At 63.4% G+C, this 26,382-nt stretch carries 25 protein-coding genes; 13 read left to right on the forward strand and 12 right to left on the reverse strand.

Annotated elements, in window-relative coordinates:
- Positions 1 to 21 precede the first annotated feature (21 nt).
- Positions 22 to 1,407, forward strand: a complete 1,386-nt coding sequence (hemN, locus tag A5892_RS14365) for an oxygen-independent coproporphyrinogen III oxidase (protein WP_064123378.1) — start codon at positions 22 to 24, stop codon at positions 1,405 to 1,407.
- 99 nt (positions 1,408 to 1,506) lie between these two features.
- Here the strand turns inward: hemN and A5892_RS14370 are convergent, their stop codons facing one another.
- The 6 genes from A5892_RS14370 to A5892_RS14395 form a co-directional block, all read right to left on the reverse strand.
- A complete protein-coding gene (locus A5892_RS14370) occupies positions 1,507 to 2,796 on the reverse strand; it encodes a carbohydrate porin (protein ID WP_064123379.1) in 1,290 nt (429 codons plus the stop codon).
- A gap of 182 nt (positions 2,797 to 2,978) precedes the next feature.
- Positions 2,979 to 3,581 (reverse strand): hypothetical protein, encoded by a 603-nt coding sequence (locus A5892_RS14375; protein WP_064123380.1) that lies wholly within the window; start codon positions 3,579 to 3,581, stop codon positions 2,979 to 2,981.
- Positions 3,582 to 3,622: 41 nt separating this feature from the next.
- Positions 3,623 to 4,849, reverse strand: a complete 1,227-nt coding sequence (locus A5892_RS14380) for an MFS transporter (protein ID WP_064123381.1) — start codon at positions 4,847 to 4,849, stop codon at positions 3,623 to 3,625.
- Between the two features lie 112 nt (positions 4,850 to 4,961).
- On the reverse strand, positions 4,962 to 6,053 hold the full coding sequence (locus A5892_RS14385) for a lactonase family protein (protein ID WP_064123382.1): 1,092 nt from the start codon (positions 6,051 to 6,053) through the stop codon (positions 4,962 to 4,964).
- A complete protein-coding gene (gene nfi / locus A5892_RS14390) occupies positions 6,050 to 6,805 on the reverse strand; it encodes a deoxyribonuclease V (RefSeq protein WP_223302678.1) in 756 nt (251 codons plus the stop codon). Before nfi ends, A5892_RS14385 begins: the two co-directional genes overlap by 4 nt.
- A 189-nt stretch (positions 6,806 to 6,994) precedes the next feature.
- Positions 6,995 to 7,855 carry a DMT family transporter gene (locus tag A5892_RS14395; protein ID WP_263281382.1) on the reverse strand — a complete coding sequence of 287 codons (861 nt, stop codon included), beginning with the start codon at positions 7,853 to 7,855 and terminating at the stop codon, positions 6,995 to 6,997.
- A 152-nt stretch (positions 7,856 to 8,007) separates the two neighbouring features.
- Here A5892_RS14395 and A5892_RS14400 point away from each other — a divergent pair, with 152 nt between their 5' ends.
- Positions 8,008 to 8,580, forward strand: coding sequence for a helix-turn-helix domain-containing protein (locus tag A5892_RS14400; protein WP_064123384.1), 573 nt, complete (start codon positions 8,008 to 8,010; stop codon positions 8,578 to 8,580).
- A gap of 325 nt (positions 8,581 to 8,905) precedes the next feature.
- Here A5892_RS14400 and A5892_RS14405 read toward each other — a convergent pair whose 3' ends face one another.
- A complete protein-coding gene (locus A5892_RS14405) occupies positions 8,906 to 10,651 on the reverse strand; it encodes a DEAD/DEAH box helicase (RefSeq protein ID WP_082890484.1) in 1,746 nt (581 codons plus the stop codon).
- A 496-nt stretch (positions 10,652 to 11,147) separates the two neighbouring features.
- Here A5892_RS14405 and A5892_RS14410 point away from each other — a divergent pair, with 496 nt between their 5' ends.
- Positions 11,148 to 11,609, forward strand: a complete 462-nt coding sequence (locus A5892_RS14410) for a YaiI/YqxD family protein (protein ID WP_064123385.1) — start codon at positions 11,148 to 11,150, stop codon at positions 11,607 to 11,609.
- A gap of 18 nt (positions 11,610 to 11,627) precedes the next feature.
- Here A5892_RS14410 and A5892_RS14415 read toward each other — a convergent pair whose 3' ends face one another.
- Both A5892_RS14415 and A5892_RS14420 read right to left on the reverse strand, forming a co-directional pair.
- Positions 11,628 to 12,650, reverse strand: coding sequence for a glutathione S-transferase family protein (locus A5892_RS14415; protein ID WP_064123386.1), 1,023 nt, complete (start codon positions 12,648 to 12,650; stop codon positions 11,628 to 11,630).
- A gap of 60 nt (positions 12,651 to 12,710) precedes the next feature.
- Positions 12,711 to 13,616: a LysR family transcriptional regulator gene (locus A5892_RS14420; RefSeq protein WP_064123387.1), complete on the reverse strand. Its 906-nt coding sequence runs from the start codon at positions 13,614 to 13,616 to the stop codon at positions 12,711 to 12,713.
- Between the two features lie 299 nt (positions 13,617 to 13,915).
- Between A5892_RS14420 and A5892_RS14425 the strand changes: the two genes are divergently transcribed.
- Positions 13,916 to 15,550: a peptidoglycan DD-metalloendopeptidase family protein gene (locus tag A5892_RS14425; RefSeq protein WP_064123388.1), complete on the forward strand. Its 1,635-nt coding sequence runs from the start codon at positions 13,916 to 13,918 to the stop codon at positions 15,548 to 15,550.
- Between the two features lie 82 nt (positions 15,551 to 15,632).
- Here the strand turns inward: A5892_RS14425 and A5892_RS14430 are convergent, their stop codons facing one another.
- From A5892_RS14430 to A5892_RS20530, 3 genes are all read right to left on the reverse strand, one after another.
- Entirely contained in the window at positions 15,633 to 16,049 is a 417-nt protein-coding gene (locus tag A5892_RS14430) for a CoA-binding protein (protein WP_223302679.1), read from the reverse strand.
- Positions 16,046 to 16,375 (reverse strand): hypothetical protein, encoded by a 330-nt coding sequence (locus tag A5892_RS14435; RefSeq protein WP_223302680.1) that lies wholly within the window; start codon positions 16,373 to 16,375, stop codon positions 16,046 to 16,048. The genes A5892_RS14430 and A5892_RS14435 overlap by 4 nt, the downstream gene beginning before the upstream one ends.
- 126 nt (positions 16,376 to 16,501) lie before the next feature.
- On the reverse strand, positions 16,502 to 16,927 hold the full coding sequence (locus tag A5892_RS20530; protein WP_064123390.1) for a copper resistance protein NlpE N-terminal domain-containing protein: 426 nt from the start codon (positions 16,925 to 16,927) through the stop codon (positions 16,502 to 16,504).
- Between the two features lie 283 nt (positions 16,928 to 17,210).
- On the opposite strand from A5892_RS20530, the gene A5892_RS20535 reads away from it, so the two are divergent.
- The 9 genes from A5892_RS20535 (at position 17,211) to A5892_RS14485 (ending at position 26,375) form a co-directional block, all read left to right on the forward strand.
- On the forward strand, positions 17,211 to 17,564 hold the full coding sequence (locus tag A5892_RS20535) for a hypothetical protein (protein WP_190295620.1): 354 nt from the start codon (positions 17,211 to 17,213) through the stop codon (positions 17,562 to 17,564).
- The gene (locus A5892_RS14450) at positions 17,564 to 18,022 is read left to right on the forward strand and encodes a GNAT family N-acetyltransferase (protein WP_064123392.1); all 459 of its coding nucleotides are present in this window, start codon (positions 17,564 to 17,566) and stop codon (positions 18,020 to 18,022) included. Before A5892_RS20535 ends, A5892_RS14450 begins: the two co-directional genes overlap by 1 nt.
- 1,078 nt (positions 18,023 to 19,100) lie before the next feature.
- On the forward strand, positions 19,101 to 20,321 hold the full coding sequence (locus A5892_RS14455) for an MFS transporter (protein WP_064123393.1): 1,221 nt from the start codon (positions 19,101 to 19,103) through the stop codon (positions 20,319 to 20,321).
- 345 nt (positions 20,322 to 20,666) lie between these two features.
- Positions 20,667 to 21,047 carry a DUF6152 family protein gene (locus A5892_RS14460; RefSeq protein ID WP_064123394.1) on the forward strand — a complete coding sequence of 127 codons (381 nt, stop codon included), beginning with the start codon at positions 20,667 to 20,669 and terminating at the stop codon, positions 21,045 to 21,047.
- Between the two features lie 7 nt (positions 21,048 to 21,054).
- The gene (locus A5892_RS14465; protein WP_064123395.1) at positions 21,055 to 21,528 is read left to right on the forward strand and encodes a DUF6644 family protein; all 474 of its coding nucleotides are present in this window, start codon (positions 21,055 to 21,057) and stop codon (positions 21,526 to 21,528) included.
- 379 nt (positions 21,529 to 21,907) lie between these two features.
- A complete protein-coding gene (locus tag A5892_RS14470) occupies positions 21,908 to 22,495 on the forward strand; it encodes a hypothetical protein (RefSeq protein WP_064123396.1) in 588 nt (195 codons plus the stop codon).
- Positions 22,496 to 22,650: 155 nt separating this feature from the next.
- Positions 22,651 to 23,571, forward strand: a complete 921-nt coding sequence (gene lpxO / locus A5892_RS14475; protein WP_064123397.1) for a lipid A hydroxylase LpxO — start codon at positions 22,651 to 22,653, stop codon at positions 23,569 to 23,571.
- A gap of 1 nt (position 23,572) precedes the next feature.
- On the forward strand, positions 23,573 to 24,334 hold the full coding sequence (locus A5892_RS14480; protein ID WP_082890487.1) for a 4'-phosphopantetheinyl transferase family protein: 762 nt from the start codon (positions 23,573 to 23,575) through the stop codon (positions 24,332 to 24,334).
- Between the two features lie 34 nt (positions 24,335 to 24,368).
- Positions 24,369 to 26,375: a RecQ family ATP-dependent DNA helicase gene (locus A5892_RS14485; protein ID WP_064123398.1), complete on the forward strand. Its 2,007-nt coding sequence runs from the start codon at positions 24,369 to 24,371 to the stop codon at positions 26,373 to 26,375.
- The last annotated feature ends 7 nt before the right edge of the window (positions 26,376 to 26,382 follow it).

Raw genomic sequence — 26,382 nt, forward strand, 5'->3', positions numbered from 1 at the left:
ACAATGGCAAGGAGCATCGATATGCAGTCGTCCAGCGACTTAACGGAAGCTGCGCTGATCGCCAAGTACGACAGTCCCGGCCCGCGCTACACCTCTTACCCCACCGCGCTCAACTTCACTGCCGAGCATGGTGAACCGCTGCTGGTCAGCGAGGCGCAGCGCGGCCCTTTGCGCCCTCTTTCGCTCTACGTCCACCTGCCGTTCTGTCGCAAGCTTTGCTACTACTGTGGCTGCAACAAACTGATCAGCCACGACCCGACGCGAGTGGATCGCTATCTGGATCTGATTGAGCGCGAGGTCACGACCCGGGCGCTACAGTTCGCTGGGCGGCAAGTGGTCCAGCTGCACTGGGGCGGCGGCACGCCGACCTATCTCGATGATCGCCAGGTCGCCCGGCTGATGGCGCTACTGCGCGAGCGCTTCGACTTCGCCGCCGATGCCGAGTGCTCGATCGAGATCGATCCGCGCGGTTTCGCCGTCGAGCGGCTGGAAGCGCTGCGCGCGCAGGGTTTCAATCGGATCAGCATCGGCGTCCAGGACTTCGACCCGCTGGTCCAGCGCACGATCAACCGCATCCAGGATGAAGCGCTGGTCGAAGCACTGCTCGATCGGGCCCGCGCACTGGCCTTCGATTCGATCAACCTGGACCTGATCTACGGTCTGCCGATGCAGCGTCGAGAGGGCTTCGCCAATACCGTCGCCCGGGTGATTGCACTCGCTCCCGATCGGCTGAGCGTGTTCGGCTATGCCCACCTACCCTCGCGCTTTCCAGCCCAGCGACTGTTCTCCACCGAGAGCCTCCCCGGTGCCGCCGCGCGGCTCGAGATGCTCACCGATACCGGGATCGCGCTCGAGCGAGCCGGCTATCGCCACATCGGCATGGACCACTTCGCCCGCCCCGGCGACGAGCTGGCTATCGCCCAGCGCAAAGGGAGGCTGCATCGCAACTTCCAGGGCTACACCACCTTCGGCGACTGCGACCTGCTCGGCCTGGGGAGCTCTTCGATCAGCACCGTCGGCCACGCCATCGTCCAGAACCACAAGTCGCTCAAGGCCTATCGATCGATGATCGAACGCGATGGCCACGCGCTATGGGGTGGCGTCGCCCTCGATCGAGACGACTTGCTGCGCGGGGCGGCGATCCGCGCGTTGATCTGCAACCTTAGCGTGAACGTGGGCGAGTTCGAGACCAGCCAGCAAGCGCTGCTCCAGGGCGCACGTTTCGTCGACTACTTCGCCGACGCCCTCGACCAGCTCTCGCCGCTGATCGCGGACGGCCTGGTGAGCTGGGACGGTGCCCGGCTTGCGGTCGACGAACGCGGGCGACGTCTGGTAAGACGCGTATGCATGGCGTTCGACCGCTACCTGAGCCCCGAGCGAACCCTGCGCTACTCGAAGGTGATCTGAGCGACGATCATCGATTCGGCGCCAAACGACGCGGGCCGCCCTTTCTGGGCGGCCCGCGTCGTTTGGCGTGAAGCGATCAAGACGGTGAGAAGTAAGGCGTTAGAAATGCGCCTGGACCATGGTGCCCAACACCCAAGCATTCTCGACCGAGTCGACCGCCGAGGGATTCTTCACGTACTGCAGGTTGGGCCGAATGGTCAGGTAGTTGGTCAGGTGGAAACCGTAGTAGAGCTCGACATCGATCTCATGGCCCTGCTCCGGCAGCGGCGTCACTCGACCAGGCTGGGTATCGTTGTAGTAGCGCACGTACTCGTTGACGTCGTCATTGACGTGCAGGTAGGCCACTCCGATCCCGAGATCATCCTGCGGCCGGGCATCGAACGGCCCCTTGTAAGTCGCGCCAACCGAGAGATAGCGATCGATACCGGCGGTGTCGCCGTGGTTCACGTTGCCCATGCTGAACAGGGTAAGCCCGCGGTCCGGGTTGCCGTTGTGCGCGGTGATCTGCTGCTGCGCCACGTAGTAGAGACCCGAGTTGGTATCGTTGACGCTCTGCTCGCGGCCACCCCAGGAAACACTGTCGACGTTGTTGTAGTAATAGCCAAACTTGTAGGCACCCGGCAGACCGTTGACCTGCGGGGTATAGCCGACCTCGATCGGGAACAGCGTGCCGTCGGTGCCACTGGTGCGCAGGTCGAAGCCGTTGTCGTTGTCGAGGTTGCTGTCGTTGACGTTGAATGCGCCGACCTGGGCGTAGACCTGGTCGGTGAAATTGACCCGCGCCACTGCGGCCCACTGGGCGATCGGCCAATTATAGATGTGATTGCCCCAGTTGCCGGGCTGGCCACTGCCGAAAGCAAGGTTCTGGAAGTTGCTATCGATGGTGGCGAAATCATCCCCGACCGGGATGCGCCCGAGCTTGAGTACCAGAGCGTCATCGAAGAAGCGCTGGCGATACCAGAACTGGGTGAGACGAGTGACCGGTCCACGTCCCTGAACCTCCTGCACCGAGGAGCCGCCGACCGACGCACCCGGATGATTGATCCGGTCGTTGACGCTATGGCCATTGCGGTTGGTGACAGTGATCTGGAACTCGGCGTCGGGAATGCCTACCAGTTTGTCGAGATCGAACAGTGCACCGACCGCGAACTGGTCGGCGTACTTGGTGGTGTTCGAGCTGTTGTAACCGCCACTGACGTTGCTCCCCGCCTCGCCGACGTAGTCGAAATTGAACGAGATGCCGGCTTGCTCGAGTGCGGTACGGTTACCGCCCCAATCGCCGAACATGTAGGGGGAGGCAGGATCGAACGCCGAGTATGCCTGGGCCTGACCCGCCAACGCGCAAGCGCCGAGCGTGGCGATGCAATATCCAATCTCTCTTTTCTTCATGTGTGTTCCCTCACCGATGAATCGATCCTGCTGACGAAATGAGTAGGATCCATACTGTTTTCAAGCTGAGGAAATTTACGCTGCTGATCGAGAGAGGTAAACCACGAGCAAGCGAGCGAGCGACGGTTTGCGACCAAAGAACGACCAAAGGGGCGGACGAAGGCCGCCGCCCCGGCAGATGCTCACATCGCAAGCCAAGCGACCAGCGCCAGCAGCACGCAGAGCAGCAGGTAAATGCCCACCCGCCACAGCGGACGATATTCGAGCCTAGGAATGGAGAGCAGGCTGAGCCCAGTGCAGCGCAGGATGAACAGCAGCGCACCGAGCACCACCAGGATGATCACGAACAGCGGCAGGCTGCCGATGAACAGCTGCTGCCAGAGCGTGGCGTGCTCGATCGGCACCACCGAGGTGGAGAAGGCATCGCGCAGCACGTAGAACAGATAGCCGCCGAAGCCGAACAGGCCGATGTCGAAGGTGGTGGCGAGCACTCGGGTCGCGATGAGGCGCAATGCCTTGGCGAGCGGATTGGTGGCAGCGAAGTCACGAAGCATGAAAGCGAGCACGGTGAAGAACAGCGCCACCAGCCCCAACGCACTCCAGAACGACCCACCCACCACCCCGGCCGCGGCGTCCAGCGGCAAGGTAGCGCTCGCCGGCATCAGCCACTGCACCAATATCCCGATCACAAGCCACAGCACAACGGTGAAGATGAACTCTCCGACCTGCCGACCGCGACCGTCCTCGCGCGACCCGCCGGCGTAGTGCACCGATTGGCTTTCCATTTACGCTTCTCCTCGTCCATGCCTATCGTGGGTCACTGACTTCACTTTATTGCATCGCGATCGTTCGCCGTCACCTGTTCGAAACGATCGACCTCGCGCAGCGCCGGGAAGCGCCACATCCATAGCCCTACCACCGCCAAGGTGGTCACCCCTCCGAGCAGCGCTGCGCTCACCCCGCCCAACCAGGCAGCGCTCACCCCCGCCCGGAACTCGCCGAGTTCGTTGCTCGAACCGATGAAGAGCATGTTCACCGCGTTGACCCGGCCGCGCATTTCATCCGGGGTCGCAAGCTGGATCAAGGTGGTACGAACATAGACGCTGATCATATCGGCGGCACCGGCGATCAATAGCGCCAGCCAGGAAAGCCAGAACAGCGTCGACAGCGCGAATATCAGGTTGCAAACCCCGAACAGCGCCACCGCCGCGAACATCACCCGGCCAACCCGATGGTCGAGCGATCGCGCGCCCAGGTAAAGCCCCATGCCCAGGGCGCCGATCGCCGAGGCGCTGCGCAAGGCGCCGAGGCCGGCGGGACCGACCTCGAGCACTTCTTGAGCGTAGATCGGCAACAGCGCTACCACACCCCCGAGCAGCACGGCGAACAGATCGAGCGAGATCGCGCCGAGAATGATCGGCCGCGAGCGCATGTAGCGCAGTCCGGCGGCGAAGCGTCCCCAAGCCGACGCTTCCTGTGCCTTCACACCGCTGGCATGGCGAACCGGCACCCGTGCGAGCAGCGCGATCGCACCCAGGGTGCAGCCGAAGCAGACCGCGTAGGCAGCAGCCCCCCCAAAGGCGTAGAGCAATCCTCCGAGTACCGGGCCACCAATCACTGCGACCTTCATGATCGAGGCGTTGACCGCGATCGCTCGCGCCAGCTGGTCGCGCGGTACGATCTGCGGCAGCAGGCTTTGCAAGGTCGGCCCGGCAAAGGCCCGCGAGCAACCGAACAGCACCAGTACCGCGTAGAAACCGAGAAGCGGCGGCGCCTGCTGGATCGACAGCCACCAAAGCAGCGCACTGCAGAGCACTTGCAGCGCCCAGCTGAGGATCAGGATCCGCTTGCGGTCGAAACGGTCGATCAAATCGCCCGCGGGCAGCAGCAGCACGACCATCGGCAGGAACTGGGCAAGCCCGGCGTAGGCCAGGGCGAGCGGATCGCGAGTCAGGTCGTAGACCTGCCAGGCGACCACCACCGCCTGGATCTGCATCGAGAACACTGCGGCCAGACGCGCGCCAAGGAAAGCGGCGAAGCCGGGCAGAGACATCACCCTCGGTCGTCGGACAGTGGACGCGGAGGAGGATCTATCGGCGGACATGGATTTCCAGCATGGTTTTCAAGCCCCTGGCCCAGGCGGATACCCGCACGCGACGCAACGTTCAGCGCAGCGGCAGGCTGAGGATGAAGGCCGGCTGATCGACGGCGATGCTCGCACTGGGCGCCGCGAGTCGGCCGCTTGCCACCGAGCGCTCGAGCAGCACCACGCTGCCACTGTCCTGGTTGCCGACCAGCAGCCCGTCCGCCTCATCGATGAAGTTGAAGTGGCGCGGCGTACGCCCCCCGCTCGCCTGGTGGCCAACGAGCGTGAGCAGGCCGCTCGAGGCGTCGACCGCGTAGACCACGATCTCATCGCGCGAGCCACGGTTGGATGCATAGAGGAAGCGGCCATCGGGGGCCAGCGCCAGCTCCGCCGCGCCGTGGACGATCTCCTCATCGTCGAGCACGGGAGGGGCCAGCGATATCCGCTGCAGCGACTCAAGCTCACCCTCGGCGTAGCGGAACACCTCGATCATTCCGTCGAGCTCGCCGATCACATAGGCGAAGCGGCCGTCGGCGCCGAAGCGCATCATCCTCGGTCCGCTGCCGGGAGCAAGAGGCAGTCGGGCGAAGCCACGCTGATCCAGCGGTGCGTTGTCACCGGGCTCGATAAGTTCGTCGAGGGGGTAACGGTAGAGACAGTCGTTGCCCAGGTCGCAGGCATAGAGAAAGCGCCCGTCTCGGGAGATCTCGCAGGAGTGCAGATGCGCCGCCTGCTGGCGCTCGGGATCCACCCGGCTGCCGCCGCCGAAGCCGAATACCTGCACGGCATCGTTAAGCCCACCGTCCTGGCGACGCTCGAATGCCGCAAGCGACCCCCCGGAATAGTTGGCGACGAAAAGATAGCGCTCGGTGGGAGAGAGCAATAGATGGCAGGGATCGGCGCCCTGGCTCGACACCCGGTCGAGCAGCGTGAACTCGCCGCTGCCGGCCTCGAAGCGCAGGGCGCTCACCTCGCCGGGGCGCTCGGCGCCGATCTCGTTGGCGGCGTAGAGGTAACGACCATCGCGAGTCGCCACCAGATAGGAGGGGCTTTCGCTCTCGATCACCCCATCGGCCTGCCATTTCGCACCTTCGGTGTCGAAGCGATAGAGATGAATACCCTGGCTGGATCCCTGGGTATAGGTTCCGATCAATAGCCGTCGTTCGCTCACGTTGGCTCCGTATCGCTTGGGTTGAGAGAGAGCGCACGCTGTCCAGCGCGCTCGGCGAGCGTGCGCCGCGATGCCAGTCGGTCGGCCTGCCGGGTCGGCTCGGGTAGCTTGTAGCGGGTCAGACAGGCAACCACCCAGCCTAATGAGCTTTCGAGTCCCAGCCGATGACCGATCGACACATAGAGCGGCTTGACCCCTTCGCGCGAGCGCAGCACCGCGCCGATGACCTCACCGCGGTCGGTGAGCTCGGTCCAGCCGCCACGCTGCGCAGGCGGCTCGTCATGCCGGCCGCAAAGCCGGCTCTTGCCCACGCCGATGGTGGGCAGATCGAGCCAAAGGCCCAGGTGGGAGGCGATCCCAAGCCTGCGCGGGTGAGCGATTCCCTGACCATCGACCATGACCAAATCCGGCCTCCGCTCAAGCTGTGCGAACGCCTCCAGTACCGCCGGCAGCTCACGAAACGAGAGCAGGCCCGGCACATAGGACATGGTGGTGGGCGCGCGGTGGAGCACCCGCTCGACCAACGTCAACGTCGGGTACTCGAGCACCACCACCGCCGCGCGGGTAAGGATGTTTTCGGGCGCGGCCGGGTCGCGCTCGAACCCTACGTCGACGCCGGCCACGAGGCGTACCTCACCGATCCGATCCCGGCGTTCCACCCGGCCCGCGAGACGCTTTTGCAGCGCGATCGCCTCGCTGGGTTCCTGCGTCCATTGATGCAGCATGCCCTCTCCCTGGTCTAGCCGGTACATCGATTCCTCGATGCTCATCTTAGCAAGCTTATCGCCCACTCGCGGTGTAGTGCGATCAGCATCGGATATCGGGGAGCGCCAGGACGCGCAGCAGCGCAGGCGATGGCGATGGCGATGGCGATGGCGATGGCGATGGCGATGGCGATGGCGATGGCGATGGCGATGGCGATGGCGATGGCGTCATCAAGCCTACGTACTGGCGCGATGCAGTCGGAACAGGCTCCAGCCGAAATTCATCCCCGCTACGGCAACGAGAATCGCGACAGCCCCGCCGATCTGCACCGGGCCCAGCAAATGGCCGAATGCCCACGCATCGACCAGGATGGCGACGATTGGATAGACGAACGAAAGAACGCCTACCAGCGAGGTCGATACCTTCTGGATCGCGCCGTACAGCAGCGTGGACATGAGCCCTGTGTGGATGAAGCCGATCGTCAGCAGCAGACCCCATGCATGCGCCGCGGACGCGCCATTGGGCCAGGTCGCGAACGGCAGCAGCGCCACGGTGCCCACGATCAGCTGGATCAGGACGATCAGCTGCGGTGGAACAACTTTGAGGCTCTTGGTGATCGCCGCGGCGATGGCATAGAACAATGCTGCCCCCAACGCCAGGCCGATACCGACCAGGTAGCCCGGAGCGGGCGAACCGGATCGCTCCCCGCCGATGATGATCAGCACGACGCCGCAGAACGCCACGGCCAGCCATCCGAGCTTGTTCGCTGTCGGCTTTTCGCCGAACAACAAAGCACCCAGGGCCACCAGCATGAAGGGCTGGGTGTGGTAGGTCACGGTAGCGACAGCGATGGAGGCGTGCGAGTAGGCCGCGAACAGGAGAACCCAGTTGGCGATCAGGGCCATACCACCCAGCGCGACCATCCCCAGCTGTCTTGCATCGAGCATGCTCCGGCGCAGCAGGCCAAGGCCGGCGCAGGCCAGCAGCATGGCAACCGCCCCCAACGCGCATCGCCAAAATACGACTGAAGCGGCGGGCATCCTGGTTTCGAGCACGAACCAGCCGACCGTACCGGAGATGACCATCGCCGTGGTCATCTCTACGATTCCCCGCGTCCTGATGTTCATGCATGCCGCCCTGGAGAGAGAAGAAGACCAGGTCGTTCGACATAACGAACGATTGACCGGCATAATGTTCAAAAGGATCGACGTTCGTCAAGTCGAACGATCGTTTTTTATGGAGAACGAACATGACACCCTCCTCCCCAGCCGTCCCGCCTTCGCCTATCGGCCGGCTGTCGGCATCGCTCAGGCGTGAACGAGAGCGCCTGGGCCTGTCCGTTTCCGAGTTGGCCAAGCGGGCCGGCGTCGCCAAGTCGACGCTTTCGCAGCTCGAGGCAGGCGTCGGCAATCCGAGCCTGGAAACACTCTGGGCTTTGGCGGTGGCGCTGGACGTCCAGGTGACCCGACTGATCGCCCAGCCAAGAAGCCACGTGCAGATCATCCGCGCCGGCGAAGGCGCGAGCGTGGTTTCGGAGCAGGCCCACTACGTGGCGACACTGCTGGCGGTATGCCCCAGCGGCGTCCAGCGTGACCTCTACCGGCTCGCGGTCGAGCCGGGCACACCGAGGCGCTCCGAGCCGCACCTGCCCGGCACGATCGAACATGTCGTTCTCTGTAGCGGACGCGCCCGGCTAGGGCCGCTCGCGCATCCCGTCGAGCTATCCGCAGGCGACTATGCGAGCTACTCGGCCGACGAGGCGCACATGTTCGAGGCCCTCGAAGCCGGAACCACCGCCGTCATGCTGATCGAACACACCTGAGGCTCGAAGCGCCACACGCTGACCACTCAGCGTCGAACAGTGGCGCTCCACCTGCTCCCATCTGGCGCTCCAAAGTCATCAAGCCGGCCCGTCACACTGGCGCATCGCCCAAGCTCAGCGTGCACGCGGGGCTTACCGGCTCATCGTGACAAGTTAGTGATCACTACAAGAAAACGGTATAAAACAGCGATGACAGCGCCTTCCAGGCGAAGAACACGGGAAGGTGGATGGCTCGTCACCCCTGACAGCTTGGGGAAAGCTGAATAAGAGCGCGCCCCCGTCGCCTGGAGGCGACGGGGGCGCGTGGCCCTGCGAGATTGCGGAATCAGCCGACGCGCCGGTCTTCCTGCTCGTCACGGCGACGCTCGGGTCGACCGCTATCTTCGCTGATCTCGAGCGGACGTCCAGCGACGCGGGCGCGGGCCATCTTGCCGAGGATGGTGGCAGGCAGGCTCGCCGGCAGTTCGACGATGCTGTGCGACTGGCGGATGTCGATACGCCCGATCCGGGTGCCTTCGATACCGCCTTCATTGGCCAGCGCACCGACCAACTGCCCGGGTTTCACGCCATCACGATGGCCGACCGCGACGCGGTAGCGGGTCATCCCTTCGCGAGGAGCAGTGGACATACCACCTTCCCGGCCGCGGCGAGGTGCGCGAACACCATCACGCTCACGCTCGCGCGGAGTACGCTCGCGACGGGAGTCGCCGCGCGGCAGCGCGTGAATCGGCGCTTCGTCGGCACGCGCCAGCTGGGCGAACACGATGGCGAGCTCGAGCGGATCGTGACCCTGCTCGACCAGCGATTCGACCAGCGCGCGCTGGCGTTCGTCGCTCTCGGTGAGCGCAGCTTCGGCGCGAGCAATGAACAGTTGGTCGCGATGGGCACGCAGTGCCTGCTCATCGGGCAGCTCCATCTGTTCGATACGCTGGCCGGTGGCACGTTCGAGCCACTGGATCTTGCGCATCTCGCGGCCGCCGACGAAGGTGATCGCAGTACCGGCACGGCCCGCGCGACCGGTACGACCGATGCGGTGGACATAGGCTTCGGTGTCGTGCGGCAGGTCGTAGTTGATCACGTGAGTGATCCGCGGCACGTCGAGACCACGGGCGGCCACGTCGGTAGCGATCAGCACATCGACCTTGCCACGCTTGAGCCTCGCCACGGTGCGTTCGCGCAGGCTCTGATCGAGATCACCGGAGAGCGCAGCGGCAGAGACGCCACGCGCGGTGAGCTGCTCGACCAGGCTGGTGCAGGCGGCGCGGGTACGAACGAACACGATCGCGGCGTCGACTTCCTCTACCTCGAGGATCCTCGACAGCGCCTCGAGCTTGGCGCCCCCCTCTACCCGGCACAGACGCTGGGAGATGGTGGTGGTGACCGCCTTGGCCTCGATCTGTACCTTGATCGGATCGACCAGGTAGCGGTTGACGATCTTCTCGATCTCTTGCGGCAGGGTCGCGGAGAAGAACACTCGCTGAGCGCTCTTCGGCGTGTCCTTGAGCACTCGCTCGACGTCGTCGATGAAACCCATCCGCAGCATCTCGTCGGCTTCGTCGAGGACCAGAGCCTGCAACCCTTCGAGGTGCAGCGAGCCGCGCTCGAGGTGATCGATCACACGGCCCGGGGTACCAACCACGACTTGGGCACCGCCGCGCAGACCGCGCAGCTGGTCACGATATTCCTGGCCACCGGTGATGGTGAGCACTTCGAGACCAGCCATGTGCTGACCGTAACGGCCGAAGTTGACTGCGACCTGCTGGGCCAGCTCGCGGGTCGGCGCGAGCACCAGCACCTGGGTCTGGCGTTTGGCGACATCGATGCGGGTCAGCAGCGGCAGCGCGAACGCGGCGGTCTTGCCGGTGCCGGTCTGTGCCTGACCAAGCAGGTCACGACCTTCGAGCAGCGGCGGAATGGTCTGCGCCTGGATCGGCGAGGGAGTTTCATAGCCAAGGCCTTCGAGCGCCTTGATCAGATCGGGGAGCAGCTCCAGTTCGCTGAAGCTTTCGATCTGAATGCTGGGCTGAATTTCGGACTGAACCTTGGGAGAGACGTCGGAGATCGAAGTCATTTCACACCTTAAGTGAGCCGTGCTATCCGCGTCATCGCGCCTGGCCACAATGAGGCGGCGCGAACGGACGGGGCGGCATTCACGGCGATACGGAGAGTCTTCGCAGGGGTGGTTGATTCCACCGCGGCGAACGGGTCGCACCTGGTGTCGGGGGAAGCGGCGCCTCACGGCGTCCCCTGCCGACACGCACACCTGTGGCGACCATCACGCAACCGGCGCCTGAGGCCCGGAAGCATCCATCGTTGCCTGTCGGCACACGTCGGGAGTCGTCCCCGAGCGCTTGGCGTCGCCCGGCATACACCGAAGCCTCGAGGGCATTCGGAGCAGCTACGGGCCGCCGTGGCGATTCCTGACACGACATTGAGTCAGTGAATCCAATACGAGGGGGCGAATCAGCTGAGATGGAAGGGTCTTCACATGCGAGGAGTGCGCATTCTATCAGCTAATCCGTTAGCATGCATGCCCTATTTCATTTACCTCCATGATCGAGGCCGCTATGTCCGTCGTCTGGGTCGACGCCGATGCCTGCCCCAAGAGCATTCGCGAGATCATCCTGCGCGCCGCCGAGCGCACCAAGACCCACACGCGCTTGGTCGCCAACCACGCGCTGCCGGTCCCCCGCTCCCCATTCGTCGCCACCATCACCGTACCCAGCGGCGCCGACGCCGCGGATGCGCTGATCCACGAGCGCATCGAGGCGGGCGAGCTCTTGATCACTTCCGATATACCGCTGGCCGACCTGGTGCTGGCCAAGGGGGCGGTGGTACTGACCCCCCGGGGCGAAAGCCTCGACGCCGAGAACATCCGCGGCAGGCTCAACATGCGTGACTTCATGGAAACCCTGCGTGCCAGCGGCGAGCATAGCGGCGGGCCGAAACCCCTGGGCGAGCGGGAAGTGCGCGCCTTCGCCAACGCCTTCGACCGCGCCCTGGCTCGAATGCTCCGCTCACGCGGCTGAGCGCTTGCCCGCCTTGGGTCACTGCGCCCCGCCACCATCACCGCGAATATAGATGCCACGCCCGGGCAGGTGGTCGCGACCATGGGGACGATCGAGATCGAGCAGCGGCCCCAGCGGCACGATGCGGTTCGGGTTGATCGATGGATGGCTACCATAGTAGTGGCGCTTGATGTGGTCAAAATCGACCGTCTGCGCGATTCCCGGCCATTGGTACAGCTCGCGCAGGTAGGGCGCCAGTTGAGGGTAATCGGCGATTCGCCTGAGGTTGCACTTGAAGTGGCCGAAGTAGACCGGGTCGAATCGCACCAGCGTGGTGAAGAGCCGAATGTCGGCCTCGGTCAGGTACTCCCCGGCGAGATAGCGCCGGCTCTCAAGGCGTGCATCGAGGGCATCGAGGGTCTCGAACAGGGCTTCGACGTGACGCGCGTAGACTTCCTGCTCGGTGGCGAAACCGCTTTTGTAGACGCCGTTGTTGACGGTGTCGTAGATCCGCGCATTGAGCTCGTCGATCGTGCCTGCCAGCGCGCTCGGGTAAAGATCGAGCCGGTTGCCGGTGAGCGAATCGAAGGCGCGGTTGAACATCCGCATGAGCTCTGCGGACTCGTTGTTGACGATCTTGCCCCGCTCTTTGTCCCACAGCACCGGCACGGTCACCCGCCCGGTGTAGTGGGCATCGTCGAGCGTGTAGAGCTCGTGATGGAACTCGACCCGATTGATCGGATCGCCGCTCGAGCCGGTCGAGGTGTCGTAGCTCCAGCCCTGCTCGAGCATCAAAGGGCTGGTGACCGACACCCCGATATGGCTTTCGAGCCCCTTGAGCCTGCGCATGATCAGCACGCGGTGCGCCCACGGACAGGCCAGCGAGACGTACAGATGGTAGCGCCCGGACTGCGCCGGCCAGCTGTCGCCGCCCTCGAGATCGACCTCCCCCTGCGGCACGACCCAGTCACGGCGCTGCGCGCGCTCACGCTCGAACTCGCCACCCGTCGAAGCAGTGTCGTACCACTCATCGCTCCAACGCCCATTCACCAGCATGCCCATGACTATCTCCTCGAGCCCGCACCGATCGGTGCGGTGACATCAAAGCTTAGTAGAACGGGCTCAATGAACCTCGCCCGACTCCATGCAGCCCGCGACAGTTTCGGTCAAAAGCTCGGCCATTGCGCGAGTCGCAGGCCCGGCACCGTCGAACTCCTTGAAATAGAGCTGCATCGGCACCTCACGTCGCGCTCCCTCGGTAAGCGGTAGCGCCAGCAGTTCACCACGCGCACTCAGCTCGTTGAGCCGTGGCCGGGTCACCCAGGCGAAGCCCAGTCCGCGACGAAGCATTTCCAGTCCGGTGGAAGCGTGGCCGACGGTCCAGCGCTGCTCGGCTCCAAGCCAGCCGGAATCGAGCGGCTCACGCCGGGCCGAGTCGCGAATCACGATCTGACGGTAGGCGCGCAGGTCGCGCAGATCCAGCGGACGCCCGAGCGCATGCAGCGGGTGGGCGGGATGGGCGGCGGCAATGAATTCGATGCTCGCCAGCGGTGTGCCGAGAAAGCCCTGCACGGTGATACCGGTGACCAGCAGATCGATACGCCCCTGCAGCAGCAGTTCAGGACCACCGTTGAGCACACACTCATAGAGCTGGACGCGGGTCTGCGGAAACCGCTGAGAGAAAGCATCGAGTGCTCGGGCCAGCGCCTCCACCGGGAATATCTGGTCGACCCCCACCGCGATCTCCGCCTCGGTACCGGCGGAGAAATCGACCGCGAGCGCCTCCAGCGCCCGCGCCCCCTCGAGCAGCTGCCGCGCCCGCCGCAGCAGCGTTGAGCCCGCTTCGGTGAGGCGCACTTGACGCCCGTTGGTGGCCAGCAGTTGCACCCCGAGCTGCTGCTCCAGCTTGTGCACCGCATGGTTGATCGTCGAGGGGCTCTTGTGGATGGCTTCCGCCGCCTTGGCGAAGCCGCCGTGGTCGGCGACAGCGGCGAGCATCTGCCATTGCGCGAGGGTAATGCGTGACATGAATTTCTGCTTCCGGGACGGTTTGAGAAGGAAAGAAAGCGACCACTAACGTCGCGATACGCGACCCAGAGCGGACGAGCGCAGTATTCCTTTTTATTTGCACTTTTTTTACATTTCTTAAAACATCCCGCCACAGCCCCCGCGAAACGTGGGAATAATACTGGAAAAAGGCTCAACCATGCGCTTCGCCGGCCGATAGGGCAGTCATGGACGCGCTAGGCACTCGAAGTCTTATAGGGTAATGTTGCCGAGCCAATCTTTACCCTTACAACTTTTTCATTTTACGGCCTTTACTCAATATGTTGCGAATCTTCAGTTCGCTCCCACGCAGCCATAAGTTCCTGCTGCTGCCGGTGACCACCATGGTCACGGTCCTGGGAGCCCACGAATTGCTCAAGACAGAGGAATCTCCCTCTTCCTCGGATGTTTCTTCCATCGTTCAAACCAGCAGCCTGATGCCGATCCGGGCCGCCGAGGCCGAAGGCCCAGAGATCGCTCCGGCACAGGGCTACAGCATCGATGTAGCCAGCGCTTTAGCGCTCCAGGCGGCGCTGGCCCAGCGCCAGCCGGCGCAGAGCGAACAAAAGCCCCCGCCCAACCTGGTCGCATCGGCCAATGCCGGCGCCACCAGCCAGGAAGAATCCCAGGCGCGCAGCGACATTCGCAAACGCCTGTTCGCTTCCTTGGGGAGGGTCGGCGAAGACGATCCACACTACGATGATGGCTTCTCAGCCGACCCGCTCTATCTCTCCGAGATGGACAGCTACCCCGGCCTGAGCGAAGAGATCGACTCCCATTCGTCCTACGTCGCCGAATGGCAGACCTACGCCGTGCAGCCCGGGGATTCGTTCACCAGCATCGCAAGCCAAAGCCTGGGGCTCGGCTACTCCGAGGTGATGAACCTGCTCGATGCCGCGCCGGACGCCGAGACCCGCCGCCTGCTGGTCAATATGCGCGTTGGCTCGACACTCGATTACAAGCTCGACGAAGACGGCCATCTCATCGGCCTCAAGATGATGCGCAACCTTCGCGAAGGGGTGCAGCTCACCCGCAAGGCCGAAGGCAATGGCTTCGACTACGCCAATATCGCGCGCGACGTGGAATCCACCCAGAGGCTGTTCGCCGGTACCGTGCAGGGCAGCTTCAGCCAATCGGCGCAGGCGACGGGGCTTTCGAGCGGCGAAGTCGCCGAACTGACCCGCACGCTGTCGAAGAAGATCAACTTCCGTCGCCAGGCACACGATGGCGATCATTTCCAGGTCCTGGTCGAGTCCGACGTGATCGACGGCAAGCCGATGAGCTCGCGAATCCTCGCCGCCCAGTATCAAGGCTCGCAGACCGAGATCTCGGTGATCCGCTACAACGACCAGTTCTACACCCCGGACGGCAAGGGGCTCGATCCCGCGTTCGAACGATATCCGTTCGCCGGCAACCATCGGCTCAGCTCACCGTTCGACCTCAACCGTCGCCACCCGGTCACCGGGCGCATCGCGCCCCATCATGGCACCGACTTCGCGATGCCGACCGGGACCCCGATCAGAGCACCGGCGAATGGACGAGTGGTACAGGTAGGCAGCAACCGCTTCGCCGGACGCTATGTGGTCGTCGATCACGGGAACGGCATGAAGACCCGCTATCTGCATCTGTCACGAGCGCTGGTGAGTAATGGACAGCAGATCACCATGAACGACCGCATCGCGCTCTCTGGCAGCACTGGTCGAGTCACCGGCCCCCATCTGCACTACGAGATCCTGGTCAACAATCGCCCGGTCGACGCGATGCGTCTGAAGCTACCCGGCGGCCAGAGCCTGAGCGGTCAGCAGCTGGCCAACTTCCGCGAGCGCAGCGGCGAGATGCTGGCCAAGCTCAATGACGCCCGCCAGGGTCGCGCCTACGCCAACCTTCAGCGCGGCGGCGCCAGCGACGACAGCTGAACGCAACGCATGCCACGCCACCGCCGCGGCCCCATTGGGCCGCGGCGGTGGCGTATCCGCTCGACTACGCTGCGCGTCGCCGTCAAAGTGCTAGACGGGCGATCTCGATCGCCGGACAGCGATCGACGATCACCGTCACTCCCGCCTGACGCGCCCGCTGTTCGGCCACCGGATCGCGCACCCCCAGCTGCAGCCATATCGCCTCCGGCATCGGCGACAGCATGAGCACCTCGTTCACCAGGGTGTCGACCGCATCGCTGCGCCGAAAGACATCGACGATATCGATCGGCTCCTGGATATCGGCAAGGTTCGCCACTACCTCGCAACCCAGGATCATTCGCCCTGCCCTGGTGGGATTGACTGGGTGGAGCCGGTGTCCGTGGGCCAGCAATCGCTGCATGACCGAATGGCTTGGGCGCAGGGGGTCATCGCTGGCGCCAACCAACGCTATGCTGCGCGGTTGGCCGAGCAGCGCACGGATGATCGCGTCGTCGTTCACCGCACCTCTTCCTCTGTCCGCTTGATGATCAGCTCCCCCACCATGCTGCGCCATTCGCCGTCCAAGTCATCTTCCCCGGGCTCACGACCCGCGCGCCGATACCAATAGCCCGCATTGCCAAGGTCTCCCTCGCGCCGATGCAGATGCGCATGAACCCACGCGGCATCGCGTGTCGCTTCAGCCTCGACCTCATCATGCGCTGCCTGCCAATCCCCACGCCCGACCCACCACAGCGCACGCAGCGGCGCGGATAGCCCTAGCGGCATCTGCTCCGCTCTCAATGAAGCTTCGAACCCCTCGAGGCTGGTGTTCGCACTCTGGTCCATCGAATCCATCCTCCTTATGGCCTGAGTTCAACGCTGCCCGACGAAAAAGCCCGGCTGGAAGCCGGGCCCTTAGACGATGGTGAGCCAGACATAGGCCCACGGCATCGATCACTGCTGGGAGGAGACTCAGCGGCGTTTGAGGGTCATGTCAGCGCCGGACTGGGAAGTCCGCATCTCGTTATCGAGGACCACCAGGTTGCCATCATCCAGCGGGCGCAGATTGTAGATGGTATTGCCGTCCGCACCCTTGAGCTGGTAGACGAGCGGCAGCTGCTGAGGACCTGCATTCTCGAGGACCAGGAAGTTACCGCGGGTGACCAAGACCTGATCGCTCTTGCCCTCGCGCACGCTGCGCAGCTCGTAAGTGCCTGCAATATCGTCGTCGTTACGCATCTGTAGCTGGGTACTGATGCCCGAGCAGTCCGCGCAAGGCAGCACCCCTGCGTAATCGCCCGCGACCTTTCCGTAGGGCGTCTGGGGCGAACTGGCGCAGCCCGCCAGTGCAGTCAAAGCGGCGAGAGCGCCAGCGGAAGCCAACACTTTGAGTCGCATCATGAATCTCCTTTTTCTGGACCCGAAGCTAAACATAGTCAATGGATGCGAACTCGGCAATTCGCCCTGCGCATGAAGACCTGACGCCCGACTCCAACCCGCGAAGCTGCCCGGATTTTGGTTTCGGTGGCGCCATAAAAGAGCGGCGGATGAATGCCGCGCGAGAGGGGTGGGCCCGAGACATCTTCCAAGCAGCCAATACGCGCCGAAGCGGCTATAGTGAGCGGCATGCACGCTCGAATGACGTGAAGAAAACATAGGGACGAAAGAAAGGGGGCTGCCAGTGACGAATCTACTCTGGATGGCGGTCATCGTCGCCTTGCTGGGAGGACACGGTTTGCTGCGAGGGTATTCACCCACGGTGAGCAAGACCGTCGTCCTCGCCGCCCTCGGGGTGGTCATTGCCTGCTTGGCGACGATCGGTGGCTGGTGGGCGTGGACGGTCAATGCGATGGCGATGCTCGCCTGCGTATTGCTCGCCTTTCACGACGAAGGACGACCACGCGATGCCACCCGCTCGAGCCGCCGAGCGAGTGCCTCGCGCATCACCGGACTTCGCCAGGCGACACCGCGTGCGGCGACCCCGGCTCGGCGACGCAGGCAAACGCCGCCGAGTAATCTGCGTCGAGGCGCATGATGCTAAGCTTCAGGGAGGCCGTCTCGACGGATCTCGAGGCCATCCTCGCGCTCTACAGCCAGTTGGTCGACGAGGATCGACAGCTGCCGAGATCACGCGCGAAGGAGATTTTTTCTCGAATCCAACTTTGCCCCGGCCATCGGCTACTACTCGGGATATCCAAAGGCGCGCCGGTCTGCATCTGCACCCTGCTGACGATCGATAACCTCAGCCGCGGCGGCGCATCCTATGCATTGATCGAGAACGTGGTCACGGACGAAAGGCATCGCCGGTGCGGATATGCTCGCGCCCTGCTCGACCACGCGGTCGAGCTTGCCTGGGAAGCCGGCTGCTACAAGGTCATGCTGATGACCGGCGCCCAAGACGCGGGCACTCTGCGCTTTTACCAACGCTGCGGCTTCATTAGTCAAAAGACTGCGTTCGAGCGCAGGCGCCAGCCGGTTCGCGACGAGTCCTAGAACGCTTTCGCGCATCCCAAACCCACCGCCCGTTCATACCGGAGCCTAGATCTGCGAAAGGTAGGTCATTCCCCCCACTAAGCCGCATGCGGAGGCGGAGAGAAACAGCGCCGCGGCGAGCCGAGAGAGCTTGGAACGAGTGGAGGAGCGAGGGGGAAGAGGTCTATCGACGAGCATGTACGACTCTCCTGTGCCGCCATAATGGAAACCCATCCTCGCACTAGAGTCGGCTTGGAGAATTAGTGAACCCTTAGCATGCATTAACGAACAGTGTTTTAATTCCCAAGGGAAAATTCCGCCACCAGTTGCGATGAGACTCCATCAGCGCGCGAGATGGCAAAACGAGCAGCGGCCTGACCCATCCAGCAGTACGGCCCGGGCCGACGGGCGGCGTGATCCGAGGAGAGTCCAAAAAAGCGAACCCTCCTGTCAACCGCTGCAGGCGCGGTCAATCAGGAGGGTCACGGTATGAGGATGGTGGGCCGTGTTGGGCTCGAACCAACGACCAAAGGATTATGCTTACCACTTCGGCTTTCGCCGCCCGTTTCCGGTTCGTGGTCTGGACTCTGTCTTGCCTTTCGGCCTTCCCGTCGAGTCTCTACACGTTCCCCTTCGCAGGGGCTTCGCTCGGCGTTGGCATAGCGCTACGAGTGCGCCTTAGCGTTCACCGAATTTGAGAAGTTCTACTTCAAGGCAGAGCGAACTTACCTTGAGCAACCCATACAGGTCCACCCCATGCCTCGTGCTGTACGAGGGGTAGGGATGCCCCCAGTCAAGTCCTCTGCTCTAACCAACTGAGCTAACGGCCCACACAGATTGAGATTGTCGCATATTGAACATGTGCCAGCAACGAGCGAACTGAATTTCATCCACAACGACGCCCCTATCCCCTGGCGAGCTCGCCCGGATCCATCGATGGCTGGTTTTCGCTCCCTCAATGCACGATATCTTGTTTGCCAAACCGTCTATTTGCTAGCATAGCCGGCAGACATGGCGCTGCCTCGGTGCCATGCGTAAGCGTTAACGTCAGCCAACGCAAACACGGGACTCTCGCGTCCCCTCGTCAGGCGTTGCGTTCATGACGTTTTCCTCTACGGCCACTGGTGCCGACAAATCCTTTTTACGTTCTTCCCTGCTGCTCGGCATCGTGCTGATCGCCGCCAATCTGCGCGCGCCCATCACGGCACTTGGACCGGTGCTAACGGAGCTGCAACAGCATTTTGCCATGACCCCGGCGGTGGCCGGTCTGCTCAATGCGCTGCCATTATTGATCTTCGCTTGTGGCTCACCAATGGCTCCTTGGCTGACCCGGCGCCTTGGGCTCGAACGCGCGCTGTTCGGCGCGCTTTGCCTGATCGCCGTGGGGTGCCTGATACGCTCCAGCGGCCTTTATTCCGGCCTGTGGCTGGGTACGGTGCTGATCGGCGCTGGCATCGCTGTAGCGAATGTGCTCGTGGTGCCGCTGGTCAAGCGGGACTTCCCTGACCATACGGCGCTATGCGTTGGCCTTTACGCTGCGACCATGGCGCTGGTCGCGGCCCTGGCGAGCGGACTTGCCGCACCGCTGTCGAACCTCACGAGCTATGCCTGGAGATTGCCGCTAGGTATCTGGTTCGTGCTCGCAATCCTGGCGGCTGTTTGCTGGTGGCCACAGCTCAAAGGCGTTCACGCGCCCACCCCGGCCAAGTCAGGAACCCAAGCGAGCCACGCACCGGCACCAGTATGGCGAAGTGCGATCGCTTGGCAGGTATCGATGTTCATGGCCCTGCAAACGCTGGTGTTCTACACCTTGATCGATTGGTTCCCTTCCATGGTCAGCGGCGTAGGCATCAGCGCGGCTCAGGCGGGTACCTATCTGTTCGCCTACCAGGCTATCGCCGTAGTCGCAAACCTTGTGACGTCGGTTGCGATCAAGCGCCTGCACGACCAGCGTTTGCTGGGGTTCATCTGCTCGCTGTGCATTTGCTGTGGTGTCGCGGGCCTGCTGTGGGCACCGACCTGGGCGCTTCTTTGGCTTCTGTTCGCAGGCGTCGGCGCTGGAATGTCGATGGTCACCTGCCTGACGCTTTTTGGTCTGCGTACCCGCGACCATCACCAGGCCAGCTCACTGTCAGGAATGGCCCAATGCGTAGGCTATGGCCTAGGCGCCACCGGGCCTTTCCTCGCAGGGTGGCTACACGACCTCAGTGGAGGATGGCACGCCCCGCTATTGGTGCTGCTGGCGTCAGCATGCGCACAGATCGTATTCGCGGTCCTGGCAGGCCGTAACCGATATGTGGAGCAGTCACGACCAGGCTGATGACTGCCTGACCCCGATTCGACTGAGCCTCAACGAGTTCCCCAAGCGCCCCGGCCCCCGGATTGCCCCTGACCCACCGCGGGCCAGACGGGGGTTTGGCTGTCGGGCAACGCGCGATTTGTCGTCGCTCGGCTCGTAGGGAGAGATCGAGACCTGGATCGATGCGCCAAAGCAGACCTTCCCCACCTCGGACGACAGGACGAATGACCTCGTTCGAGCGCCCAGCTTAATCGAACCAAGTGCCCAAAGACCCCGCGTTGCAATCGCAAAACCATGCGACCACCCTGAAGCGGCCGCCATGAACCGAGCGGCATCCCCCCTTCCCTTGAGCGGAGGAGAAGATTCATGAGGATCAAGAAACCAAGCGCCATCCTTACCGGCCTCTGTCTCTGCGCCCTGCTCGCGACGACAGCCGCGGCCCATCATGGTTGGAGCTGGGCCGAAGGCGAATTGAGCGAGCTGACCGGGACGATTCGGGAAATCTCCTTCGCGCCGCCGCATCCTTCCCTCGAGGTGGAGATAGAGGGCGAAGTCTGGCAGGTCGATCTCGGTAATCCCAACCAGACACAGCGCGCCGGATTCGCGCAAGGGTCGGCGGAGGTCGGCGATGAGGTCACGATCCTCGGCAACCGTTCGCTCGACGAGAGCGAGAACCTGATCAAGGCGGTTCGCATCACCGTCGGCGGCCAGAACTACGACATCTATCCGGGACGGATCGAAGGCTGAGCACGGCGTGACGAGCCTGCTCGAGTGGCTTTCAGAGGGCATCGTCGCGCAGGCGCTGACAGCGTCTCCTGTGCTCTACGTATTCGCCAATGCCGCGCACATCCTGGCGATCGGGCTACTCGTAGGAGCGATCCTGCCGCTCGACCTTCGACTCCTCGGGCTGTTCAAACGCACTCCTCTACAGCTGCTCGGGCCATTCCTTTCCCGGGCGGCGGCGACCGGTGCCGTGCTCGCGATCCTCACTGGCATGGCGCTCTTCACCGTCAGGGCGAACGAATACGTCGGCAACCCGGCCTTTCTGACCAAGATGGGGCTTCTTGCCGCCGGCATCGCTAACGTCGTGCTGCTGCGTATCGCATCGCCGTGGCGGCGTACGCTTTCCGAGGACCGGGGCCCCTGGTCGATCAAACTCATGGCCGCGATGTCGTTCGCGATCTGGATCGCGGCGGTCATCGCTGGCCGCTGGATTGGCTTTATTTGACCCGCGGGCAGAACGCCGTTGAAACCAGCGCCATCCCGAGCGCCCGAGGCTCAGCGCCAGTCGATGTGCCACGGAGCACGTGGGCTTGGGCGTCTTGGACTATCCTGGGCTATACAGCGCCTTTCTCCATGTATGGACCGTGAACCGGCAGGGGCCGGTTGCATCCGCCAAGCCGGCAAGCTGTGAAAACCACCTAATATCAATCCGATACTAGCGACATCAAGCGCATCCCTCTGAGCTAAAGGGCGGGTGAAATGCCGCTCCCTGAGCCTCGAGCGCTGCGCTTCAGCCAATTGAGCTATAGCCGCCAGTGATGGGAGGCGTATGATAATCAAAGCCTTTTCCAAGGCTACCCAGTTTTCGCTGCAAAGGGATTTCCATGCGTAGAAACGGACTAATAGCGGGACTGCTCGGCATCGGCTTCAGCCTGGCATTCAGCGCCCATGCAGAAGCTGCATGGCGCTTCGATCCCATGCACAGCTATATCGATGCGACGCTCACCGATCAACGTACGAGCGGCGATGTGGTCCAACAGCACAGGGTCGAGCGTCTGGCCGGCACGATCGACGAACAGGGCCAGCTGACCCTCCCGCTCGCCCTCGACCAGCTCGATCTGATCAGCCAGCTTCCCTCTTGGCTCAGCGGCTTGGCGACGGGACAGGTGGCGACCATCACTGCAGAAGTCGATCCCGGATGGTTCAATGCGCTCGGCATTGGCGAGTCCGCTACTCGGCAGCTGCCGCTGACCATCCAGGGCGAGCGCTTCACTCGTCATGAAGAGGTGGCGCTAGCGCTCACCCGGGTGGGGGAAAACGAGTATCGCGTACGTACCGCTGAGCCGGTCTCGATCGATACCCGCGAGTTGATGCAGCTCGACAATGCTCAGACCATTCTCGCCGCGCTGGGCTTCCAGCGTCTGTCGGACACGATTCCGATCAGCTTCGACGCTCGTTTGCTCAGCGACTGACCCTTGCGCGCGGGCGCAGGCCCGCGCGCAAGGATCGACACTCGAACGGTGAGATGCGAGACTGAGGCGCTGAATTTCTACCGTGTCGACCGCCGCGCGCCATCCGTAGATACCCGCGCGATGCGACGCTTGCACCATCCCGCCAGGACTCTTCCATGATCAAGTGGACCCTCGTCGGCCTCGTACTGGCCTATATCGCTTTCAGTATCATCTACGTACATTACCGCGGTAAGAAACGCCATCGAATGACCCGCCAGCTTTCGGATCATTCGACCTTCATGGCACCGATCAACACCTTCATGTACCTGTTTTCGCGACTCCCGGACCGCCCCTACCATCGCGAGCAGGACTTCCCCGAGCTCGAGGCGCTGACCAGCCGCTGGCAGGAAATTCGCGCCGAGGCCGAGGCACTCGAAAACCACATCAAGGGCTCCGACAAACGCGACGATGCGGGTTTCAACTCGTTCTTCCGCCGCGGCTGGAAGCGCTTCTATCTCAAGTGGTATGGAGAGAGCCACGCATCCGCCGAGGCTCTGTGCCCGAAAACGACCGAGATCCTGGCGGGCATTCCCTCGATCAAGGCCGCGATGTTCGCCGAGCTGCCGGTCGGCAGCAAGCTGATGAAACATCGCGACCCCTACGCCGGATCGATCCGCTATCACCTGGGACTGCGCACGCCCAACGACGACCGCTGCTTCATCGATGTCGACGGCATTCCCTATAGCTGGCGCGATGGCGAAGCGGTGCTGTTCGACGAGACCTACATCCACTACGCCGAGAATGGCAGTGAGAGCAATCGTCTGATCCTGTTCTGCGATGTCGAACGTCCAATGAAGTACCGCTGGGCGGCCGCGGTCAACCACTGGTTCAGCCGCAAGGTGATGGCAGCGGCAGCCTCGCCCAACGACGATAACGATCGTACAGGCGGGCTTAACCGAGCGTTCAAGTACCTCTATGCGATCCGCGGCAAAGGCAAGCAGCTCAAGCAGTTCAACCAGCCGCTCTATCAATTGGTGAAATGGACGGTGTTCCTGTTCATTCCCGCGCTCCTGCTGTTCCTGATCTGGCTGATCTGAGATGTCGGCCAGCGCAGTCTCGCCGTCGATCGTCGGCGCGGAGCAATTCCTCCAACCTCTCACTCCTTCGCAACTCCTGCGCATCGAAGGCGAGCTGATTGGAGAATTGCCGCTGGCGATCGCGGCACTGCGCTTCACTCCCGCTCACTTCGATGCAAAAGCGTTCGAGCGGCTGCGAATACCAGCACCTGACACCCTGGCCAAGGCCGTCGATAAACGACGTGCCGAATACCTCGCCGCGCGCCTGTGCGCACGGCGAGCGCTGGCCGCGAACGCGATCGAGGGCCTGCCCTGGACAGCCGAGGGAGAACGCTGCCCGCAGTGGCCGGGGGGCTGCATCGGCGCGCTGACCCATAGCCAGGGTTTCGCTGCGGCAGCGGTAGCGGCGGGCTCTCGTCTCAGTGCGTTGGGAATCGATGCGGAGGGTTGGATCCACAGTGATCGCGCCGATCGACTCGCCGCGATGATCCTCTGCGACTCAGAGCTCGACCACTGGCGCGAGCTGCCCGAGCTGGCGCGAGGCGCCTGGCTGACCCGGGTGTTCTCAGCCAAAGAAAGTCTCTACAAAGCGCTTTATCCGCGGGTCAAACGGCCGTTCTACTTCCATGACGCCATCGCCGACTTCGACCCGACTCGACCGAGCCGCTTTACCCTCGCACTGGTCAAGTCGCTGGATGCGCACCACCCGGACGGCTTCAGCGTCGAGGTGCGCGCACTCGACTTCGACCGGGGCGTGCTGACCTTGATCGCCCTACCCGCCTGAACTGCGCTAACTCGCCTTTCGAGGAGATCCATCGATGAGCTCTGAGACGCTCGATTACGCCCTCGCCCGTCACTTCGGCTTCGAGGGCCTCCGACCGGGACAGCGAGCGGTGATCGAGCGGCTGCTGGAGGGCCGGTCCGTGGCGGCGATCTTTCCCACCGGTGCAGGCAAGTCGCTATGCTATCAACTGCCAGCGCTGATGCTGCCGCACCTGACCCTGGTGATATCGCCGCTTCTCGCCCTGATCAAGGATCAGCTCGCCTTCCTGCATGCCCACGGCATCGCCGCGGCGAGCATCGACTCGAGCCAATCCCCCGACGAGGGCCGCGAAGTGATGCGCCAGGCCCAGGCCGGCGAGCTCAAGATCCTGATGATCTCGGTGGAGAGGCTACGCAACGAGCGCTTTCGCCGGTTCATCTCGCAGGTACCGATCTCGCTCCTGGTGGTCGATGAAGCCCACTGCATTTCCGAGTGGGGGCACAACTTCCGGCCGGACTACCTGAAGCTGCCGGAGGAGCGCGAACGACTCGGCATGCCGCGTACGCTGCTGCTCACCGCCACGGCGACCCCGCCGGTGGTCGAACAGATGCGCGAGCGCTTCTCCATCACCGCCGATGACGTGATCACCACGGGCTTCTATCGTCCCAATCTCGAACTCGAAGTGCTGCCCACCGCACAGGCACAGCGCCCGCAGCGATTGGTCGAATGGCTCGCTCCGCGAGCCGGTCACCAGGCCGCCGTGCCACAACCGAGCATCGTTTACGTCACCCAGCAGCGCAGCGCCGAAGAGGTCGCCAGGCTACTGACCAGCAACGGCATCGCGGCTCGCGCCTACCATGCGGGACTGGACAGCGAAGAGCGACAAACGATCCAGACGGCCTTCAAGCAAGGGGAGCTGAACTGCATCGTCGCCACCATCGCGTTCGGCATGGGCATCGATAAAAGCGACATTCGCCAGGTGATCCATTTCGATCCGCCCAAGTCGATCGAGAATTACAGCCAGGAGATCGGTCGAGCCGGACGCGACGGAGCACCCTCCACTTGCCTGACGCTGGCAAGCCGGGAGGGCCTGGGAGTACTCGAGAACTTCATCTACGGTGACACGCCAGAGCGCAGCGGCATCCGCTGCCTGCTGGAAGAACTGGACGCACTGCCACGCGCAAGCAGCGGAGAGCGTGACTGGCGCTTCACCCTGAGCGCCCTTTCACAGCGCACCGACATTCGCCCCCTGCCGCTCAAAACCTTGCTGGTACAACTGGAGCTGCTCGGAGTGGCGACACCGCGCTTCTCCCACTTCGCCGACTACCGCTTCGCCCAGCATGAAGACGACGAGACGCTGGCGGGACATTTCCAGGGTGAGCGGCGCGATTTCATCGCCCTGCTGCTGAACAACGTACGCCGCGCGCGGCGCTGGGCCAGCGTCGACTTCGATAGGATCGACGAAGCCGGCCGAGCGGCAGGTCTGGATGCGGGACGGGGTCGGGTAATCGCGGCGCTCGAATTCTTTGCCCAGCGCGGCTGGATCGAACTCGAGGCAAAGCAGCTGACGGAGGTATACGCGGTGTATGCCGGGTCGCTGGACATCGAAGGCCTCAGCCTGCGGCTGCACGACTATTTCACTCAGCGCGAGCATGCAGAGCTCGAGCGGCTCCGAGCGGTACCTGCGCTACTGGAAAGCGAGCACTGCCTCAGCCATCGGCTGGCGGCGTATTTCGGCGACCCGCGGGCACCACAGCATTGCGGCCATTGCTCGGTGTGCCACGGCAGGACTGCCCGTCTGCCCAGGCCTCAACCGGAGCCGTTGCCGGATCGACCGAGGCTCTCGGCGCTATGCGCGCCGTTGCATGCCCGGCTGGCCGAGCGAGGCAATGGGCATACACCCAGCGCAACCCTGCTGGCCCGCTTTCTCTGCGGCCTGAGCTCGCCCCTTCTGACCCAGCTCAAGGCCCGCACCCTGCCCGGGTACGGCGCGCTGGCGACATCTCCCTATGCGGCCCTGCATGCCCACATCACCACCCTGGCACTCGGTCGCGACGAATGAACGCCGG

The sequence above is a fragment of the Halotalea alkalilenta genome (genome assembly GCF_001648175.1).
In the GTDB taxonomy this organism is placed as follows: domain Bacteria; phylum Pseudomonadota; class Gammaproteobacteria; order Pseudomonadales; family Halomonadaceae; genus Halotalea; species Halotalea alkalilenta_A.

What these genes read in the sequence shown, in the direction of transcription:
- A5892_RS14380 (WP_064123381.1), bottom strand. Translation starts at nt 4,849, where the DNA reads ATGTCTCTGCCCGGCTTCGCCGCTTTCCTTGGCGCGCGTCTGGCCGCA.
- A5892_RS14415 (WP_064123386.1), bottom strand. Translation starts at nt 12,650, where the DNA reads ATGGGCATGCTGGTGAATGGGCGTTGGAGCGATGAGTGGTACGACACT.
- A5892_RS14455 (WP_064123393.1), top strand. Translation starts at nt 19,101, where the DNA reads ATGACGTTTTCCTCTACGGCCACTGGTGCCGACAAATCCTTTTTACGT.
- A5892_RS14470 (WP_064123396.1), top strand. Translation starts at nt 21,908, where the DNA reads ATGCGTAGAAACGGACTAATAGCGGGACTGCTCGGCATCGGCTTCAGC.
- A5892_RS14425 (WP_064123388.1), top strand. Translation starts at nt 13,916, where the DNA reads ATGTTGCGAATCTTCAGTTCGCTCCCACGCAGCCATAAGTTCCTGCTG.
- A5892_RS14375 (WP_064123380.1), bottom strand. Translation starts at nt 3,581, where the DNA reads ATGGAAAGCCAATCGGTGCACTACGCCGGCGGGTCGCGCGAGGACGGT.
- A5892_RS14485 (WP_064123398.1), top strand. Translation starts at nt 24,369, where the DNA reads ATGAGCTCTGAGACGCTCGATTACGCCCTCGCCCGTCACTTCGGCTTC.
- A5892_RS14370 (WP_064123379.1), bottom strand. Translation starts at nt 2,796, where the DNA reads ATGAAGAAAAGAGAGATTGGATATTGCATCGCCACGCTCGGCGCTTGC.
- A5892_RS20530 (WP_064123390.1), bottom strand. Translation starts at nt 16,927, where the DNA reads ATGCGACTCAAAGTGTTGGCTTCCGCTGGCGCTCTCGCCGCTTTGACT.
- lpxO (WP_064123397.1), top strand. Translation starts at nt 22,651, where the DNA reads ATGATCAAGTGGACCCTCGTCGGCCTCGTACTGGCCTATATCGCTTTC.
- A5892_RS14405 (WP_082890484.1), bottom strand. Translation starts at nt 10,651, where the DNA reads ATGACTTCGATCTCCGACGTCTCTCCCAAGGTTCAGTCCGAAATTCAG.
- A5892_RS14435 (WP_223302680.1), bottom strand. Translation starts at nt 16,375, where the DNA reads ATGGACCAGAGTGCGAACACCAGCCTCGAGGGGTTCGAAGCTTCATTG.
- A5892_RS14450 (WP_064123392.1), top strand. Translation starts at nt 17,564, where the DNA reads ATGCTAAGCTTCAGGGAGGCCGTCTCGACGGATCTCGAGGCCATCCTC.
- A5892_RS14410 (WP_064123385.1), top strand. Translation starts at nt 11,148, where the DNA reads ATGTCCGTCGTCTGGGTCGACGCCGATGCCTGCCCCAAGAGCATTCGC.
- A5892_RS14395 (WP_263281382.1), bottom strand. Translation starts at nt 7,855, where the DNA reads ATGACCACGGCGATGGTCATCTCCGGTACGGTCGGCTGGTTCGTGCTC.
- A5892_RS14480 (WP_082890487.1), top strand. Translation starts at nt 23,573, where the DNA reads ATGTCGGCCAGCGCAGTCTCGCCGTCGATCGTCGGCGCGGAGCAATTC.
- A5892_RS14420 (WP_064123387.1), bottom strand. Translation starts at nt 13,616, where the DNA reads ATGTCACGCATTACCCTCGCGCAATGGCAGATGCTCGCCGCTGTCGCC.
- nfi (WP_223302678.1), bottom strand. Translation starts at nt 6,805, where the DNA reads ATGTACCGGCTAGACCAGGGAGAGGGCATGCTGCATCAATGGACGCAG.
- A5892_RS14460 (WP_064123394.1), top strand. Translation starts at nt 20,667, where the DNA reads ATGAGGATCAAGAAACCAAGCGCCATCCTTACCGGCCTCTGTCTCTGC.
- hemN (WP_064123378.1), top strand. Translation starts at nt 22, where the DNA reads ATGCAGTCGTCCAGCGACTTAACGGAAGCTGCGCTGATCGCCAAGTAC.
- A5892_RS14400 (WP_064123384.1), top strand. Translation starts at nt 8,008, where the DNA reads ATGACACCCTCCTCCCCAGCCGTCCCGCCTTCGCCTATCGGCCGGCTG.